19 protein-coding genes are annotated in these 18,329 nt (G+C 69.9%); 14 read left to right on the forward strand and 5 right to left on the reverse strand.

The features are described 5' to 3' along the window. Complete coding sequence (locus tag OO69_RS26980) at nucleotides 1-960, reverse strand: DMT family transporter (RefSeq protein ID WP_234444535.1); 960 nt, start codon at nucleotides 958-960, stop codon at nucleotides 1-3. A 74-nt stretch (nucleotides 961-1,034) separates the two neighbouring features. Here OO69_RS26980 and OO69_RS26985 point away from each other — a divergent pair, with 74 nt between their 5' ends. Beyond that, nucleotides 1,035-1,937, forward strand: coding sequence for a LysR family transcriptional regulator (locus OO69_RS26985; RefSeq protein ID WP_033283397.1), 903 nt, complete (start codon nucleotides 1,035-1,037; stop codon nucleotides 1,935-1,937). A 9-nt stretch (nucleotides 1,938-1,946) separates the two neighbouring features. On the opposite strand, the gene OO69_RS26990 is transcribed toward OO69_RS26985, so the two are convergent. Beyond that, complete coding sequence (locus OO69_RS26990; RefSeq protein ID WP_199811035.1) at nucleotides 1,947-2,414, reverse strand: pyridoxamine 5'-phosphate oxidase family protein; 468 nt, start codon at nucleotides 2,412-2,414, stop codon at nucleotides 1,947-1,949. 149 nt (nucleotides 2,415-2,563) lie between these two features. Here OO69_RS26990 and OO69_RS26995 point away from each other — a divergent pair, with 149 nt between their 5' ends. Then, on the forward strand, nucleotides 2,564-3,214 hold the full coding sequence (locus OO69_RS26995; protein WP_033283399.1) for a cysteine hydrolase: 651 nt from the start codon (nucleotides 2,564-2,566) through the stop codon (nucleotides 3,212-3,214). Nucleotides 3,215-3,217: 3 nt separating this feature from the next. Here the strand turns inward: OO69_RS26995 and OO69_RS27000 are convergent, their stop codons facing one another. Beyond that, complete coding sequence (locus OO69_RS27000) at nucleotides 3,218-3,694, reverse strand: Rieske (2Fe-2S) protein (protein ID WP_033283400.1); 477 nt, start codon at nucleotides 3,692-3,694, stop codon at nucleotides 3,218-3,220. A gap of 601 nt (nucleotides 3,695-4,295) precedes the next feature. On the opposite strand from OO69_RS27000, the gene OO69_RS27005 reads away from it, so the two are divergent. From OO69_RS27005 to OO69_RS27060, 12 genes are all read left to right on the forward strand, one after another. Next, entirely contained in the window at nucleotides 4,296-5,879 is a 1,584-nt protein-coding gene (locus tag OO69_RS27005) for an ABC transporter substrate-binding protein (RefSeq protein WP_033283401.1), read from the forward strand. Nucleotides 5,880-5,903: 24 nt separating this feature from the next. After that, nucleotides 5,904-6,845, forward strand: coding sequence for an ABC transporter permease (locus tag OO69_RS27010; protein ID WP_234444536.1), 942 nt, complete (start codon nucleotides 5,904-5,906; stop codon nucleotides 6,843-6,845). A gap of 17 nt (nucleotides 6,846-6,862) precedes the next feature. Then, nucleotides 6,863-8,848, forward strand: coding sequence for a dipeptide/oligopeptide/nickel ABC transporter permease/ATP-binding protein (locus OO69_RS27015; RefSeq protein ID WP_234444537.1), 1,986 nt, complete (start codon nucleotides 6,863-6,865; stop codon nucleotides 8,846-8,848). Then, complete coding sequence (locus OO69_RS27020; RefSeq protein ID WP_033283403.1) at nucleotides 8,845-9,636, forward strand: ABC transporter ATP-binding protein; 792 nt, start codon at nucleotides 8,845-8,847, stop codon at nucleotides 9,634-9,636. Before OO69_RS27015 ends, OO69_RS27020 begins: the two co-directional genes overlap by 4 nt. Before the next feature lie 37 nt (nucleotides 9,637-9,673). Then, a complete protein-coding gene (locus OO69_RS27025; RefSeq protein WP_033283404.1) occupies nucleotides 9,674-10,927 on the forward strand; it encodes a serine hydrolase domain-containing protein in 1,254 nt (417 codons plus the stop codon). 115 nt (nucleotides 10,928-11,042) lie between these two features. Continuing rightward, nucleotides 11,043-11,798 (forward strand): HipA family kinase, encoded by a 756-nt coding sequence (locus OO69_RS27030; RefSeq protein ID WP_033283405.1) that lies wholly within the window; start codon nucleotides 11,043-11,045, stop codon nucleotides 11,796-11,798. Next, complete coding sequence (locus OO69_RS27035; protein WP_033283406.1) at nucleotides 11,795-12,211, forward strand: DUF3037 domain-containing protein; 417 nt, start codon at nucleotides 11,795-11,797, stop codon at nucleotides 12,209-12,211. Before OO69_RS27030 ends, OO69_RS27035 begins: the two co-directional genes overlap by 4 nt. A gap of 135 nt (nucleotides 12,212-12,346) precedes the next feature. After that, nucleotides 12,347-13,108 (forward strand): 3-oxoacyl-ACP reductase FabG, encoded by a 762-nt coding sequence (gene fabG / locus OO69_RS27040; protein ID WP_033283407.1) that lies wholly within the window; start codon nucleotides 12,347-12,349, stop codon nucleotides 13,106-13,108. 13 nt (nucleotides 13,109-13,121) lie between these two features. After that, nucleotides 13,122-13,883: an SDR family oxidoreductase gene (locus OO69_RS27045; RefSeq protein WP_033283408.1), complete on the forward strand. Its 762-nt coding sequence runs from the start codon at nucleotides 13,122-13,124 to the stop codon at nucleotides 13,881-13,883. A gap of 199 nt (nucleotides 13,884-14,082) precedes the next feature. Further along, a complete protein-coding gene (locus OO69_RS27050) occupies nucleotides 14,083-15,660 on the forward strand; it encodes an ABC transporter substrate-binding protein (RefSeq protein WP_033283409.1) in 1,578 nt (525 codons plus the stop codon). A 112-nt stretch (nucleotides 15,661-15,772) separates the two neighbouring features. Next, nucleotides 15,773-16,456, forward strand: coding sequence for a uracil-DNA glycosylase (gene ung, locus OO69_RS27055; RefSeq protein WP_033283410.1), 684 nt, complete (start codon nucleotides 15,773-15,775; stop codon nucleotides 16,454-16,456). A 101-nt stretch (nucleotides 16,457-16,557) separates the two neighbouring features. Then, complete coding sequence (locus OO69_RS27060; protein ID WP_033283411.1) at nucleotides 16,558-17,088, forward strand: hypothetical protein; 531 nt, start codon at nucleotides 16,558-16,560, stop codon at nucleotides 17,086-17,088. Between the two features lie 40 nt (nucleotides 17,089-17,128). Here the strand turns inward: OO69_RS27060 and OO69_RS27065 are convergent, their stop codons facing one another. Both OO69_RS27065 and OO69_RS27070 read right to left on the reverse strand, forming a co-directional pair. Then, on the reverse strand, nucleotides 17,129-17,605 hold the full coding sequence (locus OO69_RS27065) for a hypothetical protein (RefSeq protein ID WP_033283412.1): 477 nt from the start codon (nucleotides 17,603-17,605) through the stop codon (nucleotides 17,129-17,131). 130 nt (nucleotides 17,606-17,735) lie between these two features. Beyond that, nucleotides 17,736-18,248: a DinB family protein gene (locus OO69_RS27070; protein ID WP_033283413.1), complete on the reverse strand. Its 513-nt coding sequence runs from the start codon at nucleotides 18,246-18,248 to the stop codon at nucleotides 17,736-17,738. Nucleotides 18,249-18,329: the final 81 nt, after the last annotated feature.

Genomic DNA, 18,329 nt, shown 5'->3' on the forward strand with positions numbered 1-18,329 from the left:
TCACGGGTGCTTACGACCCCTCGGCCGCACCTGCGTGAGCGCCGCCCCCGCCAACACGATCACCGCTCCGACCGGCGTCGACCAGGTCAACGACTCGCCCAGGATCGCGACGCCCGCCGCCGTGGCGATGACCGGGATGAAGTACGTGACCATCTGGGCGGTGGTGGGGCCGACTTCGGCGACGAGGCCGTACTGGAGGAGGACGGCGAGGCCCGTGCCCAGGGCGCCCAGCGCGGCGATCGCCAGGAGGGGCAGGAGCGGGAAGTGGGTCGGAGTGGACGTGAACAGCGGGGTGATCGCGGCCAGTTGGACCGTGGCCAGCAGCAACTGGGCGCCCGTCAGGGAGAGATGCGAGGCGCCGGCACCCGCCAGTGTGCGGCGGACGTAGATCCAGCCGATCGCATAGCTGAGCGAGGCCAGCAGAGCCATCGCCGTGCCCCGCGCGTCCAGGCCGCTGAAGCCCTGCCACGCGCCGAGGACCGTCAGGACGCCCAGGAAACCGAGGCCCAGGCCGGCGACGCGGACGCGGGTCGGGCGGTCCTCGGAGAGGGCGACCAGGGAGAGTGCCATGCCCCAGAGCGGCGAGGTCGCGTTGCAGATGCCCGCGAGCGTGGACGGGATCGTCAGCTCGGCGTAGGCGAAGAGGGAGAACGGCAGGGCGTTGAGCAGGAACGCGGCGACCGCCAGGTGGGCCCACGTGCGCGCACCGCGCGGCAGCCGCTCCCGCTTCACCGCCATCGCCGCCGCGAGCACCACCGTCCCGAACAGCAGCCGCCCGAACGTGACTTGGAAGGGCGCGTACCCGTGCGTGCCCACCTTGATGAGCAGGAAGCTGAAGCCCCAGATGAGGGAGAGCGCCCCGAACCGCAGCCGCCAGTCGAGGGCACGGCGGGGGAGGGGTGAGGTGGTGTCCCGGGCCTGCATCCGGGTGGTGGCGGTGGTGGTGCCGACTGCGCTCATGCGTACCAAGATCCTGGCCCCGACCTCGTAGCACAAGCGAGAATTGACGCCAGCTATCTCGTAGTATCGCTTACATGTTGAACCTGGAGCGCCTGCGCACCCTGGACGCCCTCGCCCGGTACGGCTCGGTCAGCGGCGCGGCCGAGGGGCTGCATGTGACGACCTCGGCCGTGTCGCAGCAGATGTCCAAGCTGGAGCGGGAGGTGGGTCAGCAGCTCCTCGCCAAGAACGGCCGGGGGGTACGGCTCACCGACGCCGGCCGGCTCCTCGCGGAGCACGCGGGCCGCATCCTCTCCCAGGTGGAGCTGGCCCAGGCCGATCTGGAGGCCCAACGCGGCCAAGTGGTCGGCGAGTTGAGGATCTCCGCGTTCCCGACCGCCGCCCGCGGCCTGTTCCCCACCGCGCTCGCCGCCCTGCGCGCCCGCCACCCCGCCCTGCGCGTCCGCTCCACGGAACTGGAACCGGAGAACGGCATCGCCGGCGTCGTGCGCGGCGACCTCGACCTCGCCGTCGTCCTCGACTGGTACAACAAGCCGATGCCCCTGCCCGACGGCCTGGTCAAGGCACCGATCCTGGACGACCCCGCCGACGTGGCGATGCCGGCCGATCACCCGCTGGCCGGGCGCGACGAGGTGGACCTCGGGGAGTTCGCCGACGACGAGTGGATCACCTGGGCCGAGGGCGAGTTCTGCCACGAGTGGCTGATGTTCACCCTGCGCTCCCGCGGCATCGAACCGATCATCGGCCACCGCGCCGCCGAGACCCACACCCAACTGGGCCTGGTCGCCGCCGGGTTGGGCGTGTGCGTCGTCCCCCTCCTGGGCCGCAACCCGATGCCCGCCGGAGTCGTCACCGTCCCCCTGAAGCAACGGGTCCGCCGACACGTCTACGTCGTCTGGCGCGCCGACGCCGACCGCCGCCCGTCCATCCGCGCGGCGGTCGAGGCGCTGCGGGCTGCGGCGGAGACCGTCGGCTGAGCAACTGCCTTACAGCGCCGCCAACTTACGGAAGTCCCAGGAAGTGAGCGTGTCCGGCGTCAGTCGTACCCACGCGTGCCGCCCGTCGTACGGCATCGCGTCCAGCCCGAAGTTCTTCTGGGCGAACAGCTTCTCCACGGGGACGAGTTCGGGATGCGGCTCGCCCGTGCGCGGGGCCTCGCCCACGAACTCGGCGGTGCCGGACAGTTCGACGCCCCGCAACTCGTCGTAGGCGTGGCCGCCGTCGACGACCACCGCGACGCGCGGGTCGCGGCGCAGGTCGGACCAGCGCTTGCTGCGGGTGATCGAGTACAGCCACAGGGAGGTGCCGTCCCAGGCGAACCAGAGGGGGCTCACGTGCGGGGCGCCGTCCGCGGAGAGGGTCGCGACACGGCAGGTGCGCTCGGTGGTGAGGAACTCGTCCAGTTCCTCGGGTGTCATCATGATCTTCCGGCCTCGACGCTGAGTGGCGGTCATGCGATCCCCTTCGGTGACGGAACGCGCGGCGGGCAGCCGCTTCTGACGGTGCGTCAGAATATGCGGCCGGAGGAACGTCGGCCGTCTTCCCTCCGCACGCGATGCTCGTTACTGTCGCCCGCCCCGGCCGTCGACGACAAGGGAGAGCCGTGCCGTCGCACGAACAACTCAGTGAGATCCTCGACACGGTGAGCACTGCCCTGCTGACCGTCGAATGTCAACAGGGGGTGGTCGGACCGGACAGCGCGCTGCCCGAACTCGCCCTCGCCGCACGCCAGTCGGGCGCGCTCGCGAACGTGGCCCGACTCGTCGCCGCCGCGCACGAGAGCGGGGTGCAGGTGATCCACGCCGTCGCCGAACGCCGGCCGGACGGGCGCGGCGCGAACCGCAACGCCCGGCTGTTCCGCGCCGCCGAACGCCTGCCCGTGCAGCAGCTGTCGGGCACCACGGCGGTGCGCGTGGCGCCCCCGATCGAGGTCGCCGACGAGGACTTCGTCGTACGACGGCTGCACGGTCTGTCGCCGATCCAGGGCACCGACGTCGACGCGCTGCTGCGCAATCTCGGCTGCCGCACACTGATCGTCACCGGCGTCTCGGCCAACGTGGCCATCCCCAACGCGGTGTTCGACGCCGTCAACCGCGGCTACACCGTCGTCGTCCCCAGGGACGCCATCGCGGGGGTGCCCGCTGACTACACCCCCGCGATGATCCGCAACACCCTCGCATTGGTCGCCACGGTCGCGACCACGGACGAGGTGCTGGGCTGTCTCAAACGGCCGCGCAGGGCACGTCGCGGCTGACCGTCACGCCAGGGTGATCGAGTCCCCGGAGACGGTGATCTGCTCGGCGGGCAGGCCCTGCGTGGCCGGGCCCTTCTTGACGCTGCCGTCGGTGACGGAGAACTCGCTGCCGTGGCACGGGCAGACGATGGCCCCGCTGCTGATGCTGCTCACCGCACAGCCCTGGTGGGTGCACTTCGACGAGAACGCCTTGTAGGTGCCCGCCGTCGGCTGGGTGACGACCACGCCCTGGCTGGCGAAGATCTTGCCGCCGCCCTCGGGGATGTCGGAGGTCTTCGCGAGTTCGGTGCCGCCCGCGTCACCCTGGGCGGTGGACGCGCCGGCCGTGCTGGTGGAACCCGAGGAGCTCGAGGTGTCCGACGACGAGTCGTCGCTGGACGAGCACGCGGTCAGCGCGACGGCGAGTCCCGCCGCGCCGACCGCCGCCAACGCGGTGCGACGGGACGGCGTGGTGACGGGTTCGAACGATTCGCTGGTCATGCTGACGTTCCTTCCATGGGAAGCATGTGTGGGTCTGCAAAGGGGTACGAGGTGCGGGCGACCGTCGTTCAGACGGTGTCGAGAGCTTGGCCTGATCGAGATCAGGCAGACGTAAAACGTCCCTGTCGTTCAGCTGTCAGCCGCGCATAAGGCCTGTACAGGCACCTGCGACCCGGGGCGATACTTCAAGGAAGCCGTCGCGCCCCGGCCCGCCGAGGGCGGCTCGCGCCGGTCGGCTCCACGGTCGCCGCGAAGGTCTCGTTTACGTAGCGGTCCGCTCAGCGGACTCCCGTCGTTCGGGGTCCGGACCGGTGGACCCAATAATGAGCCCACTCGATTCCAGGGGTGCCGCACAGAGGCGGCTTGATCCCGAAATGCCGCCGAAATATCGCCGCGAGAGCACCGACCGTATCCGTCGGGCCCACGCAATGCTCAGGCCGATCTCCACAAGAGCCGGCCGAGCGGAACTTGAAGACTCTCCCGCAGTCCCCTGACATCGCGCGGACTTACACCACCGAGAAACCGCCATGACGGCGGCCTCCCCCCTCACCTCCGGTGAATCCCGCGTACCCCTTTACCGCCTCGACGCCGGAGGTCTCAGATGACACGCACGCGCCTTCCTCTCACACGCACGCGCCTTCCTCTCACCTTCACGGCCGGTGCCGCCGCGCTGGCGTTCCTGACCACCGCTTGCGGTGGCGGAAACAGCGCTTCGTCCGGCACCGCGAAGGCCCAGGACCCGAACGTCCTGACCGTCGCCTCGGCCATCGCGCCCAACAGCCTGAACCCCGGGCTGGGCGGTTCCTCCGACCCCCAGCAGTACTTCTTCGAGCTGGCCTACGACACGCTGATCCGCCAGGCACCGGACGGGAAATACACGCCGGCCCTCGCGACCAAGTGGGGCTTCGTCGGTTCCGGCAGCAAGACCTTCGACATCACTCTGCGGTCCGGCGTGAAATTCAACGACGGCTCCGCACTCACCGCCACGGGCGTGAAGAATTCACTGCAGTACTACGCCAAGGCCGGCGGACCGCTCGCGGCGGACCTGGCCCCCGTGGGGGCGATCGACGTCGTTTCCGATCTCCAGCTCCGCATTCACCTGAAGACGTCCGACCCGCTGCTGCCGCTCTATCTCTCCAGACCGACGACCGGCGAGATCATCAGCCCCATCGGCCTCAAGAAGACGGGCGAACTCGGCACCGCCACACACGGCGCCGGACCCTATGTGATCGACAAGGCGCAGACCGTCTCCGGGCAGACCTACACCTACGTCCCCAACCCCACGTACTACGACAAGTCGCGCGTGCACTGGAAAAAGGTCGTCGTCAAGGTCATCAAGGACGAGAACAGCACGCTCAGCGCTCTGCGTTCCGGAGAGGTCGACTACGCGCTCGGCGATTCCACGACAGCGAAATCCGCGAAGTCCGCCGGATTCCAGGTCCTTTCGAGCCCTTACTCGATCATGGAGCTGATGATCCAGGACCGCGCGGGCACCATGGTCAAGGCACTCGGTGACCTTCGGGTGCGGCAGGCCATGATGTACGGAATCAACCGGGACTCGATCGCCAAGGCCCTCTACGGAACGTACGCGAAGGGCTGGGACTATCCCGTTCTCGCGGGCACGAGCGGCTATACGCAGGGCAGTGAAGGGAAATACGCCTACGACGTCGCCAAGGCGAAGAAGCTGCTGGCGGAAGCGGGTTATCCCAACGGTTTCACCCTGCCCATCACCGTGAATCTCACCGGTGTCGGAGAGTCCCAGGCAGCGGAGGCCTTCGCCGCGGAAATGGCGAACATCGGGATCAACGTGAAGATCAATGTCCCGGCGAACGTGAACGAACTCTTCTCCACCTACTCGAAGTACGCGGGCATGATGTTCGACTACGGCGACGGAATCTCCCCGCCGTACGCCCAGGGAAACGACCTGCTGTACAGCTGGGGCAACCCGCTCAAGGTCAGCGACAAACAACTCGACACGCTCTACAGCCAGGCGGCCTCCGCACCGACCGCCGAGCTCCAGGAGCAGGGCTGGCAGAAGTTCGAACAGCGCCTGTCCGACCTTTCCTGGACCATCCCGATGGTCTCCATGGAAAAGATCGTCTACGTACGGCCCGGCCTGAAGGGCGTCGACCTCTCGACCACGAATCTCACACCCGACCTGACGTCGTTGTACGCCGCCAAGTGACCCTACGGAGAAAGGCTCCACGTCATGTGGCGAACCAGCGGAATGCGGATCGTGCAGGCTGTGCCCCTGCTGCTTTTCGTCTCGGCGCTCACCTTCTTCCTCCAGCTGTTCATTCCCGGTGACGCCGCCAAGTCCATCGGAGGTCTCAGCGCCTCACCCCAGTCGATCGCCGCGCTGCGGCACCGCCTCCACCTCGACCAGCCGGTCTGGGAGCGCTACTGGGCCTGGTTGACGGACGCGGTCCACGGCGACCTCGGGCGGTCGATCAGCAGCAACGAGTCGGTCGCCGGGTCGCTCAACACCCGGCTGGGGGTGACGCTCTCCCTGGTGATCGCCACCACTCTGCTCGCGCTGGTGATCGGAATCGTGCTGGGCATGGCCGGCGCCCGCGGCGGGCGCACCACGCGGATCGCCGCGGACACCGCGTCCATCGCGGGCATGACCGTCCCCGCCTTCTGGGTCGGTCTGCTGGGCATCTGGGTCTTCAACACCCGGTTCGGCCTGCTGCCCGCGAACGGCTACGTGTTCTTCGGGACGTCCGCCGGCGGCTGGCTGCGCTCGCTGCTGCTGCCGGTGGCCGCCCTGGCCTTCGCGCTGGTCACGGTGATCGCCAAGCAGACCCGGGAGCAGTTCGCCGACGTGCTGAGCCGGGATTTCGTACGGAATCTGCGGGCCAACGGCGTCAGCGAGTGGTCGATCCTCTTCAAGCACTCGCTACGGCATGTCTCCGTCACGGTCCTGACCGTGGCGGGCAACAACCTCATCGGACTGCTCGGATCGGCCGTGGTGATCGAGGAACTCTTCGGCCTCCCCGGCCTCGGCAGCGCGGCCGTCACGGCCGCGTCCAGCGGCGACATCCCGGTCATCCAGGGAGTGGCGGTGTACTTCACGCTCATCGTCGTCGGCCTGAACCTCCTGCTCGACCTCGCCATCGGCTGGCTCAACCCTCAGGCGGTCGCCGCATGAGCACACAGGAGACATCGATGACGAAACCCGGGCTTCCCCAGCAGACGGAGAACGCTCCCGCTTCGCCCGCCGCCACCCCGGCGCGCCCGCCGCACGAGTCCGGCCTCCGCCGCGCCCTGCGCCGGCCGCGTATCGCGATCCCGGCCGTGATCCTGGTCCTGGAACTGATCGCGTCGTTCGGCGCCCGCTGGCTCGCGCCGTACCCACCCCAGCAGGCGGACTTCACCGCCGCGTTGTCCGGCCCGAGCGCGAAACACCTGCTCGGCACCGACCGGCTCGGCCGGGACGTGCTGTCGCGGCTGATGTACGGCGGCGCGGACACGTTCAAGGACATCGCGCTGGCCGTGGCGATCACCCTGGTGATCGCGGTCCCCCTGGGCCTGGTCATCGGCCTGCGCAGGGGCCGTATGGACGCGGTGCTGATGCGGCTGGCCGACGTGGTGATGTCGATCCCCGGCATCATCCTGCTGCTGATCGTGCTGGCCCTGTTCTCGCAGAGCATGACCGCGGCGATGATCGTGATCGGTCTGCTGTCGGTCCCCGGCATGATGCGCGTCGTCCGCTCGGCGTCGCTGACGGTCGGCCGCGAGACCTACGTCGCGGCGGCACAGGTGTCCGGCCTCAGCACCTGGCGCGTGGCCCGGCGGCACGTGCTGCCGCGGATCACCGGCCTGATCCTGGTCAACACGGCGCTGGCGTGCGCGAACACCCTGCTCATCGCGGCCGGCCTGAACTCCATCGGCCTCGGCGTCAAGCCGCCCGCCCCGTCCTGGGGCGGCATGATGGCCGACGCCGCCCAGACCCTGAACCAGAGCCTCTGGCTGGCCATCCCCACCGGCGGCCTGGTCGCCGTCACGGCCGCCGCCCTGATCGTCCTCGGCGACGGCCTGCGCGACATGCTCGCCGAGCGCTGGTCCGGCGTCTCCCACGCGACCCCGACCCGGCGCCGCAAGGCAACTGCCAAGACAGCGGCCCCTGTTGAGGTACCGGTGTCCGACGACGCCTGGCTGCTCGCCGAGCCGGATCCCGTCGTACGGCTCACCGGGGTGACCGTCACCGCGGACACCCCGGAGGGCGAGGTCGCTCTGATCAGCGACGTGAGCCTGTCCGTGGGGCAGGGCCGCACGGTCGGACTGGTCGGCGAGTCCGGCTGCGGGAAGTCCATGACCGGGCTGGCGCTGCTCGGCATGCTGCCGAACGGAGCCCGTATCTCCTCGGGCACGGTCGAGATCGACGGCACCGACGTCACCTCGTTCGATGTGGCCCGGTGGCGGGACCTGCGCGGCGGCACCATCGCCTTCATCTCGCAGGAGCCCATGGTCGGCCTCGACCCCCTGTTCACCATCGGCAACCTGCTGCGCGAGGCGGTGCGCACCCACGAGCGGCTCTCCCGCAAGGAGGCCACCCGCCGGGTCCGTGAACTGCTCGCCCAGGTCCAACTCCCCGATCCCGACCGGGTGATGAAGCTGCGCCCCTCGCAGATCTCGGGCGGCATGGCACAGCGCGTCTCCATCGCCGTCGCCCTGGCGGGACGCCCGCGCATCCTCGTCGCCGACGAACCGACCACCGCCCTCGACGTCACCGTCCAGCGCGAGATCGTCCAGTTGCTGCGCACCATCCAGCGGGACACGGGCATGGCCCTGCTGATGATCAGCCACGACTGGGACGTCATCGCCGAGGCCTGCGACACCGCCCTGGTCATGTACGCGGGCCAGGTGGTGGAAGCCGGTCCGACCGAACGCGTCATGACCGCGCCGCTGCACCCGTACACCCGCAAGCTGCTCGCCGCGAACCCCCGCCTGGCGACGGTCGGCGAGCCCATCCCGACCATCCCCGGCACCGTGCCGCCCCCGGGGCAGTGGCCCGTCGGCTGCCACTTCGCCGACCGGTGTCCCGACCGCGTCGACCGGTGCACCGAGGCGCCGGTCGTCCTGATACAGCCCGGCGAACTGGGCGTGGCCCGCTGTCTGTTGGTGGGCGAAGAGCTGGAGGTGTCCTCGTGAGCACGACCGCACGGCCGCTGCTCGACATCCGCGACCTGTCGGTGTCGTACCACCGCGCCGGCAAGGGCACCCCGGCCATCCGGGACGTGTCCCTGGACATCCGGCCGGGCGAGACCGTCGCCCTGGTCGGGGAGTCCGGTTCCGGCAAGTCCACCCTGGGCCGGGCCGTGCTCGGCCTGACGGCGGTCACGCAGGGCACGATCCTGTTCGACGGCCAGGACATCACCCACGCCCGCGGGGCCCGGCGCCGAGAACTGAGCAAGAGCGTTCAGGCCGTCTTCCAGGACCCCAACGGCTCGCTCAACCCGGCCCTGACCGTCGGCCAGACCCTGGCCGAACCGCTGCTCGTGCACGCCCGTGACGAACGGGCCGTAGTCCACGAGCGGGTACGGGAGGTGCTGGCGCTGGTGGGGCTGCCGCCCGAGGCGGCCGACCGCTATCCGCGCCAGTTCTCCGGCGGGCAGCGGCAACGGATCGCGATCGCCCGGGCGTTGGTGATGGCACCGAAACTCATCGTGTGCGACGAGCCCGTCAGCGCGCTCGACCTGTCGGTCCAGGCACAGATCCTGAACCTCTTCAGCGACCTCCAGCGGGAGACGGGCGTCAGCTACCTGTTCATCTCCCACGACCTCGCCGTGGTCCGCCACCTCGCCCAGCAGATCGTCGTCCTCTATCGCGGTGACGTGGTGGAACAGGGCACGACCGAGGACGTCTACGCGGATGCCCAACACCCGTACACACGAAGGCTGTTGGCGGCGGCCGGGGTCACGTCCGTCTCCGCCCGCTGACGCAGGCAGCACCCAACTCCCGTACACGGAGGCACACATGCAGCAGTTCGCCGAGCGTCTCGGCATCACCAAGCCCCCGGAACAGTCCGGCTTCAGCGCCGAACGGCTGGGCCGGATCGCCGAGTTCTTCGACCGGCAGACGGACCGCGGGGTCATTCCCGGATGGTCGGCGGTCGTCGCCCGCGACGGAGAACCCGTGTACGCGGCGGGCGGCGGACTCCGGGACCTCGAACACGGGCTCCCGGTCGAACCCGGAACGCTGTGGCGGCTGTACTCCATGACCAAACCGGTGACGTCCGTCGCCGCCATGATGCTGGTGGAGCGCGGCCTGCTCGGACTCGACGACCCGGTCAGCGCCTACATCCCCGAGTTCGCGGACATGCGCGTGTACGACGGCGGGTCCCCGGCGAGTGTCCGGACCCGCCCGGCCGCCCACCCGGTGACCGTGGGCCAACTCCTCACGCACACCGCCGGGTTGACTCTCGGGCTGGCCCACATGGACCCGGTGGACGCGCTGTACCGCGAGGCGGGCCACGACGTACTCCCCTTGCCGGGCACGACACTTGAGCAGATGTGTGCCGAAGTGGGCGCGCTGCCGCTGCTGTTCGAACCGGGCACCGCGTGGAACTACTCCCTCGCCGTCGACGTGCTGGGCCGGATCATCGAGGTCTGCAGCGGCCAGAGTCTCGACACCTTCATGGAGACGAACGTGCTCGGCCCGCTCGGGATGACCGACACGACGTTCTCGCTCGCCCCCGAACGCGTGCCGGACCTCGCGGAGATCTACAGCCCGGAACCCGACTCGGGCCGCCTCGCCGTGAACCAGGAACTGCGGCCCACCTTCCGCCGACCCGCGGAGTTCCCCTCCGGCAGCGGCGTTCCCGGACTGGTGTCGACCCTGGCGGACTACCACCGGTTCGCGGCCATGCTCGTACGCGGCGGCGAACTGGACGGCGAGCGGCTGCTCGGCCCCCGCACGCTCGGGCTCATGACGGCCAACCACCTGCCCGGCGGCGCCGACATCAACTCCTTCGGGCAGTACCCCGACGACGAGCACCGCGGCTGCGGCTTCGGGCTGGGGTTCTACGTCGTCACGGACCCCGTGGTCGCGGGTTCGTTCGGCAACAAGGGGGAGTTCGGCTGGTCCGGCGCGGCGAACACCCACTTCTTCGTGGACCCGGTCGACGGCGTCACGGCCGTGTTCTGCACCCAGGTCGTCACCTGGGGCAAGCACCGACCGCCGCTGCGCCGCCAGCTGCGGAACCTCGTGTACCAGGCCATGACCAGCTGATCCCGTCTCCCGCGGTCAGGACGCGGTGGCCCCGTGATCACCCCCCGCTACCATGGGCAGCCGAAACTCCCCGGACTCTCCCCGGGACCGCAGACGAGACGGATGGCCCGGGAACATGCTGGAAGAGGTCGTCGCGACCCGCTTCATCACCCCCCTGCGCGAGGGCGGCTCGCTGCCGGGACTCGTCGAGGGTGACGACCTCGCGCCGTACGTCATGAAGTTCAGCGGCGCCGGGCAGGGCCGCAAGACGCTCGTCGCCGAGGTTGTCGTGGGGGAACTGGCCCGTCGGCTCGGCTTCCGGGTGCCCCGCCTCGTGACCCTCGACCTCGACCCGGTGCTCGGCCTCGGCGAACCCGACCAGCAGGTCCAGGAGTTGCTCAAGTCCAGCGGCGGCACCAACCTCGGCATGGACTTCCTGTCCGGCGCCCTCGGCTTCGACCCGCTCGCCTTCACGGTGAGCCCCGAGGAGGCCGGCCGGATCGTCTGGTTCGACGCCCTCGTCAACAACGTCGACCGCTCCTGGCGCAACCCCAACTTGCTGATGTGGCACGGCGACCTGTGGCTCATCGACCACGGCGCCACCATGATCTGGCACCACAACTGGCCCGGCGCCCAGACCTCCGCCGCCCGCCCCTACGACGCCGCCGACCACGCCCTCGCCCGCTTCGCCCCGGACATCGCGACCGCGGCCGCCGACCTGGCTCCGCGCGTCACCGAGGAACTCCTCGCCGAGGTCACCGCCGAGATCCCCGACGCCTGGCTGACCGACGAACCCGGCTTCGACACCCCGGACCTCCTCCGTGAGGCGTACGCGGCACCCCTCCTCGCGCGCGTGCCCTTCGTCCACGAGCGCATCAAGGGACTCCAGTGACCGAGCGCCACATCATCCGCCCGAGCGAGGCGAACACCCGGGACGTCTTCGAGTACGCCCTCCTCCGGGTCGTACCGCGCGTCGAGCGCGGCGAGTGCATCAACGCGGGCGTGCTCGTCTACTGCCGCGCCCAGTCCTACGTCGGCGCCCGCACCCATCTGGACGAGGCGAGGCTGCTCGCTCTCGACCCGGCGGCCGACGTGGCCGGAATCCGGGCCGCGCTCGGCGCCGTGGAAGGTGTGTGCGCGGGGGGTGCGGCGGCCGGGCAGGCGGCGGACGACGATGCCGGGCGGCGGTTCCGGTGGCTGATCGCGCCCCGGTCCACGGTCGTGCAGCCTGGGCCCGTGCACACCGGTCTCACCGTCGATCCGGCGGCCGAGACGGAGCGCCTGCTGGACCTGCTGGTGAGGTAATGGATCACACCCGGCCGCGCGCACGTTGACACCGAGTGCCAGGGCTTCTAGCGTCACGTAGGCCGAAGGTACTAAGCGGTCGCTCACCGGCGGACCGCAAGGGCGAGAGTTTCTCAAGGGCGAGGAGAACCAGCAATGTCCACCACTGAGCAGCGGGTCGCGATTGTCACCGGCGGAGCGCGGGGCATCGGCGCCGCCACCGCCGTACGTCTCGCGGCCGAGGGCCGTGCGGTCGCCGTGATCGACCTCGACGAGGCCGCCTGCAAGGACACCGTGGAGAAGATCACCGCGGCCGGCGGCAAGGCCCTCGCGGTCGGCGCCGACGTCTCCGACGAGGCACAGGTCGAGGCCGCCGTCGCGCGCATCGTCGCCGAGCTGGGCGCCCCGACGATCCTCGTGAACAACGCGGGCGTGCTCCGCGACAACCTGCTCTTCAAGATGAGCGTCTCCGACTGGGACACCGTCCTGGGCGTGCACCTGCGCGGCTCGTTCCTGATGACCAAGGCCGTCCAGAAGCACATGGTCGACGCGGGCTTCGGCCGGATCGTCAACCTCTCCTCGTCCTCCGCCCTCGGCAACCGCGGCCAGGCCAACTACTCCGCCGCCAAGGCCGGTCTCCAGGGCTTCACCAAGACCCTCGCCATCGAGCTCGGCAAGTTCGGCGTCACGGCCAACGCCGTCGCCCCCGGCTTCATCGCCACCGACATGACCGCCGCCACCGCCGCCCGCGTCGGCATGGGCTTCGACGACTTCAAGGCCGCGGCCGCCACCCAGATCCCGGTGCAGCGCGTCGGCGAGCCCGACGACATCGCCAACGCCGTCGCCTTCTTCACGAACGAGGCGGCCGGGTTCGTCTCCGGCCAGGTGCTGTACGTCGCCGGCGGACCGCTCAACTAGGGAACACGGAACCATGACTGAACTCCCCGAACTCTCCGGCAAGGTCGCCGTCATCACCGGCGCCAGCCGCGGCATCGGCTACGGCGTCGCCGAGGCGCTGCTCGCCCGCGGCGACCGGGTCTGCATCACCGGCCGCAGCGAGGACGCCCTCAAGGAGGCCGTCGAGACCCTCGGCGCCGAGCGCGTCATCGGCGTCGCCGGCAAGGCCCACGACGAGGCCCACCAGACCGTCGTCGTCGAGCGCACGATGGAGGCCTTCGGCCGCGTCGACTTCCTGGTCAACAACGCCGGTACGAACCCGGTGTTCGGCCCGATCGCCGACCTCGACCTGAACGTCGCCCGCAAGGTCTTCGAGACCAACGTCATCTCGGCGCTCGGCTTCGCCCAGAAGACCTGGCACGCCTGGCAGAAGGACAACGGCGGCGCCATCGTCAACATCGCCTCCCTCGCCGGCGTCTCCGCCTCGCCGTTCATCGGCGCGTACGGCGTCAGCAAGGCCGCGATGATCAACCTGACGCTCCAGCTGGCGCACGAGTTCGCGCCCGGCGTGCGGGTCAACTCGATCGCCCCGGCGGTCGTGAAGACCAAGTTCGCCGCCGCCCTGTACGAGGGCCGTGAGGCGGAGGCCGCCGCCTCCTACCCGCTGGCCCGCCTCGGCGTCCCGTCCGACATCGGCGGCACCGCCGCGTTCCTCACCTCGGACCAGTCCGACTGGATCACCGGCCAGACGCTCGTCGTCGACGGCGGCATCCTCCTGAACGCCGGAGTCGGCTGACCAACTCCGCCCGGGCGCCGGTTCTTTGCTGTTCCCTTGACGGAACCGGCGCCCGTGTCGAGACATAAAGCACGCACAGCCGAATGACAACGTCGTCATAAAAACGCTGCTCAACAGCCCCTCCCGAACCACCTTTCCGCGCCGCGGAACTGCGGTACGGTCTGCCGACCCTTGGTACGGCGGATCGAGGAGCGAGCGCGTGTTCAACCGGAACCGAGGCCTGCGGGCGGGCGCGGCGATCGCGTCCATATCCCTGGCGGCCGGATGCGGAGTGTTCTCGGACGGGAATTCCGACGACCGCGGACCCATTGTCGTCGGCACCACCAGCGCCCCCAGCACCCTCGATCCGGCCGCCTCCTGGGACGGCTCCTGGGAGCTGTTCCGCAACATCTACCAGACGCTGCTCGCCTACCCGTCCGGCGCGACCACGCCCGAGCCGGACGCGGCCAAGAGCTGTGATTTCACGGACAGTTCGAACACGGCCTACCGCTGCGAACTCCGCGCGGACATGAAGTTCGCCGACGGCGACACCCTCGACGCCCAGGCCGTCAAGCACTCCATCGACCGGATCCGGCAGATCGACGAGCCGGGCGGACCCGCGGGCCTGCTCGGCAGCCTCGACCGGGTGCAGGTGACGGGCGACCGCGAGGTCGTCTTCCACCTCAACAAGCCCGACGCCACCTTCCCGTTCGTGCTCGCCACCCCGGCCATGTCGATCGTCGACCCGGACGACTATCCCGCGCACTCGCTGCGCAAGGACGGCAAGGTCTTCGGCTCCGGGCCGTACACCCTGAAGTCGTACGACGACGGGAAACAGGCCCGACTCGTCAAGAACGGCCGCTACAAGGGCTTCGCCCGGCGCGAGAACAGCGCGGTGACGATCCGCTACTTCCAGGACTCCGGCGCCATGGTGAAGGCGCTGCGGGACAAACAGATCGACGTCACCTACCGGGGTCTCGCCGCGGACGACATCATCACCCTCCAGGGCCGCGCCTCCAAGAGCCTGCAACTGGTCGACGGCTCCGGCACCGACATCAACTACCTGGTGTTCAACCCCAAGGACAAGTGGGCCGGGAACCTCGCCGTCCGCAAGGCCGTCGCCCAGCTCGTCGACCGCGGGGCGATCACCCACAAGATCTACCGCGACACCGTGGACCCGCTCTACTCGATGGTCCCGAAGGGCCTCACCGGCCACACCACCGCCTTCTTCGACGACTTCGGGGACCCCAGCGTCCCCAAGGCCCGCCAACTCCTCACCGATGCGGGCATCCACCGGCGCGTCCCACTCACCCTCTGGTACACGACCGACCGCTACGGCTCCGAGACCGCCCTCGAATTCCGGGAACTGAAGCGGCAGTTGGACGACTCCGGGCTGTTCTCGATCACCCTGAGGAGCCGCCCCTGGAAGACGTACGTGACGGGCTACCAGAAGGGCGAGTACCCGGTGTTCGGGCGCGGCTGGTCCCCGGACTTCCCCGACGCCGACAACTTCATCGCGCCGTTCGTGGGGAAGCAGAACGCGCTCGGTACGCCCTATCCGTCGACCAGGATCACCGACGTACTGCTGCCCGAGTCCCGCAAGGAGAGCGACCGGGCCGACGTGGTCAAGGAGTTCGAGGACGCCCAGCAGGTCATGGTGGACGACGCGCGGCTGCTGCCGCTCTGGCAGGGCCGGCAGTACGTGGCCGCGAGCGAGGACGTCTCCGGCGGGGAGCAGGCCCTCGACCCGTCGACGATCATGATGATGTGGGAGCTGTACCGCAAGACCAGCTGGTGACCCGGCTTTCGGCACCCGTTGTCAGTGGCCGCCTGTAGGTTCTGGGCATGGAGGCGACCGCACCGCGCGGTCGCTCCGCATCGCAGTCGCCGCACACGGTAAGGAAGTTGACGTGACCGACATCTCCATGCTCCCCGAGTCCTGGCGCGGGGTCCTGGGCGACGAGCTTCAGCAGCCCTACTTCAAGGAGCTGACCGAGTTCGTCGAGGAGGAGCGCGCGAAGGGTCCCGTCTTCCCGCCGCGCGAGGAGGTCTTCGCCGCCCTGGAGGCGACGCCGTACGACCAGGTGAAGGTCCTGATCCTCGGTCAGGACCCGTACCACGGCGAGGGCCAGGGCCACGGCCTGTGCTTCTCGGTCCGCCCCGGCGTGAAGACCCCGCCCTCCCTGCGGAACATCTACAAGGAGATGAAGGAGGAGCTGGACCTCCCGATCCCGGACAACGGCTATCTGATGCCGTGGGCCCAGCAGGGCGTCCTGCTGCTCAACGCGGTGCTCACGGTCCGCTCCGGCGAGGCCAACTCCCACAAGGGCAAGGGCTGGGAGAAGTTCACGGACGCGGTGATCCGCGCGGTGGCCGACCGCCCGGACCCGGCGGTCTTCGTCCTCTGGGGCAACTACGCGCAGAAGAAGCTCCCCCTGATCGACGAGGAGCGCCACGTGGTGGTCAAGGGCGCGCACCCCTCCCCGCTGTCGGCGAAGAAGTTCTTCGGCTCCCGTCCGTTCACCCAGATCGACGAGGCGGTGGCCAAGCAGGGCCACACCGCCATCGACTGGCGCATCCCGAACCTGGGCTGACCCCACCGGGGCCGGTCCGGGGCCGCCTGACGGGGATTGTCAGTGCCGCCGGTTAGCTTCGACGGGGACAGCCAAGGTGGCTGGCGAGTGCGGAGGACGCGGTGGCGGAGCGACAGGAGCAGGCGGCGCCGGACGCTCTGCTGACGCGGATCGGACAGGTCGTCATGCTGCACCACGGCGGCGACCGCGAGGAGGCCCGGGAGCGACTGCTGGGCCTCTGGGCGGAGCTGGGCGAGGACGGCGACCCGCTCCACCGCTGCACCCTGGCCCATTACCTCGCCGACACCCAGGACGACCCGACCGACGAACTGGCCTGGGATCTAAGGGCGTTGTCGGCGGCGGACGAGCTGACGGACGGGCGGGACGCGGGGGACGCCGGTCAGAAGGGCGCGGTGGCGGTGCGCGCCTTCTACCCCTCCCTGCACCTCAACCTCGCCGCCGACTACGAGAAGCTCGACCGCCCGGACGCCGCCCGCACCCACATCCGCCGCGCCCGCACCGCCTGCACCGTCCTCGCCGACGACGGTTACGGCAACGGGGTGCGGGCCGCGATCGGACGGCTGGAGCTGCGGCTGGGCGACGGGGGCGGTGGCGCGGGCGAGAGCTGGGGGCCGCCGAGACAGCGGCCGTAGGGTCCCGTCGTGGCACCAGCCCCAAGGGGTCCCGCTCGCCTCAACGGCCGTACGTCTGGCCGCAGATGATCGACTGCGGGCTGTCCGACTGCCAGCCGCCGTATTTCTTGCCCAGGGCGCAGACGTCCTGTGTGTTCTTGGGGACCGACTTGACCACGTCGGGGATGTCCGCGCCCGGCTGCCGGGGGTGGTGTGGCTTCGGGTGCGGATGGGGGTGGGGGTGCGGGTGTGAGCGGGGGACCGGTGCCTGGGCCGCCGGTGGGGGCGGGGCCGGCGCGTGGTGCGGCGGATGCGTGGCGGGTTTCGGGTGGTGGGACGGGTTGATCAGTTCCAGCGCCTCCCGCGCCGGGGCCTGTACGACCTGCGGCTCCGCGCTGCCGTCCGGGCGCGGCACCGACGCGTGGGACGGTACGGCCGGGAGAGCGGGGGCCGCCGGCCGCTGGACGGTCACACAGCCGGAGAGGGCCGAGACAGCCACGGTGACCAGGAGCGTTGCGGTGGTCGTCGTTCGATGCACCCGCGCAACTCTGCTGGTTCCGGACCCGATGGGGACAGCGGACGGGCGGATGATGCCCCACACGGGTGATCTCCGCCCCCTTACGGACGGCCCGCGCCCGCTCCGGGTGACGTGACGTCAGTCGTCGGTGTCAGTCGCCGGTGTTCCCGTCGATCCGCTCGCGGAGCAGGTCGGCGTGGCCGTTGTGCCGGGCGTACTCCTCGATCATGTGGGTGTGGATCCAGCGCAGGTTGAAGCGCTCGCCGGTACGCCGGTGCTTGCCCAGGGAGACGTCGTCGAGGGCGAAGCGGGCCGCGTGCTCGTTCGCCGCCGCGATCTCGGCCTGCCAGGTGGCGTACGCCTCGGCCCAGGTGTCCGCCTCGGTGAGGTGGAAATCGCCGTCCGGGTCCTCGTCGCTGTAGTAGATCGGGGTCAACTGCTCGTCCGACATGACCCGGCGGTACCAGCTCCGCTCGACCTCCGCCATGTGCCGCACCAGGCCCATGAGCGTCAGGTTCGACGGCTCCACGGAAGCGGTCCTCAGCTGTTCGTCGGTCAGGCCCTCGCACTTCCAGGCGAGGGTGTCCCGGTGGTACTTCAGCCAGCCGTCCAGCATGGTGCGTTCGTCGGCGGTGGTCCCGGGTTCACTGCGCTCAATCGTCATCCCCGCATCCTCGCGTGCTGCGACCGCCCGCACCAGCGGATATTCCATCGCCGTATGCTTCCGAGGAGGTACGGGAGGTAC

It is taken from the genome of Streptomyces sp. NRRL F-525, assembly GCF_000716605.1.
In the GTDB taxonomy this organism is placed as follows: domain Bacteria; phylum Actinomycetota; class Actinomycetes; order Streptomycetales; family Streptomycetaceae; genus Streptomyces.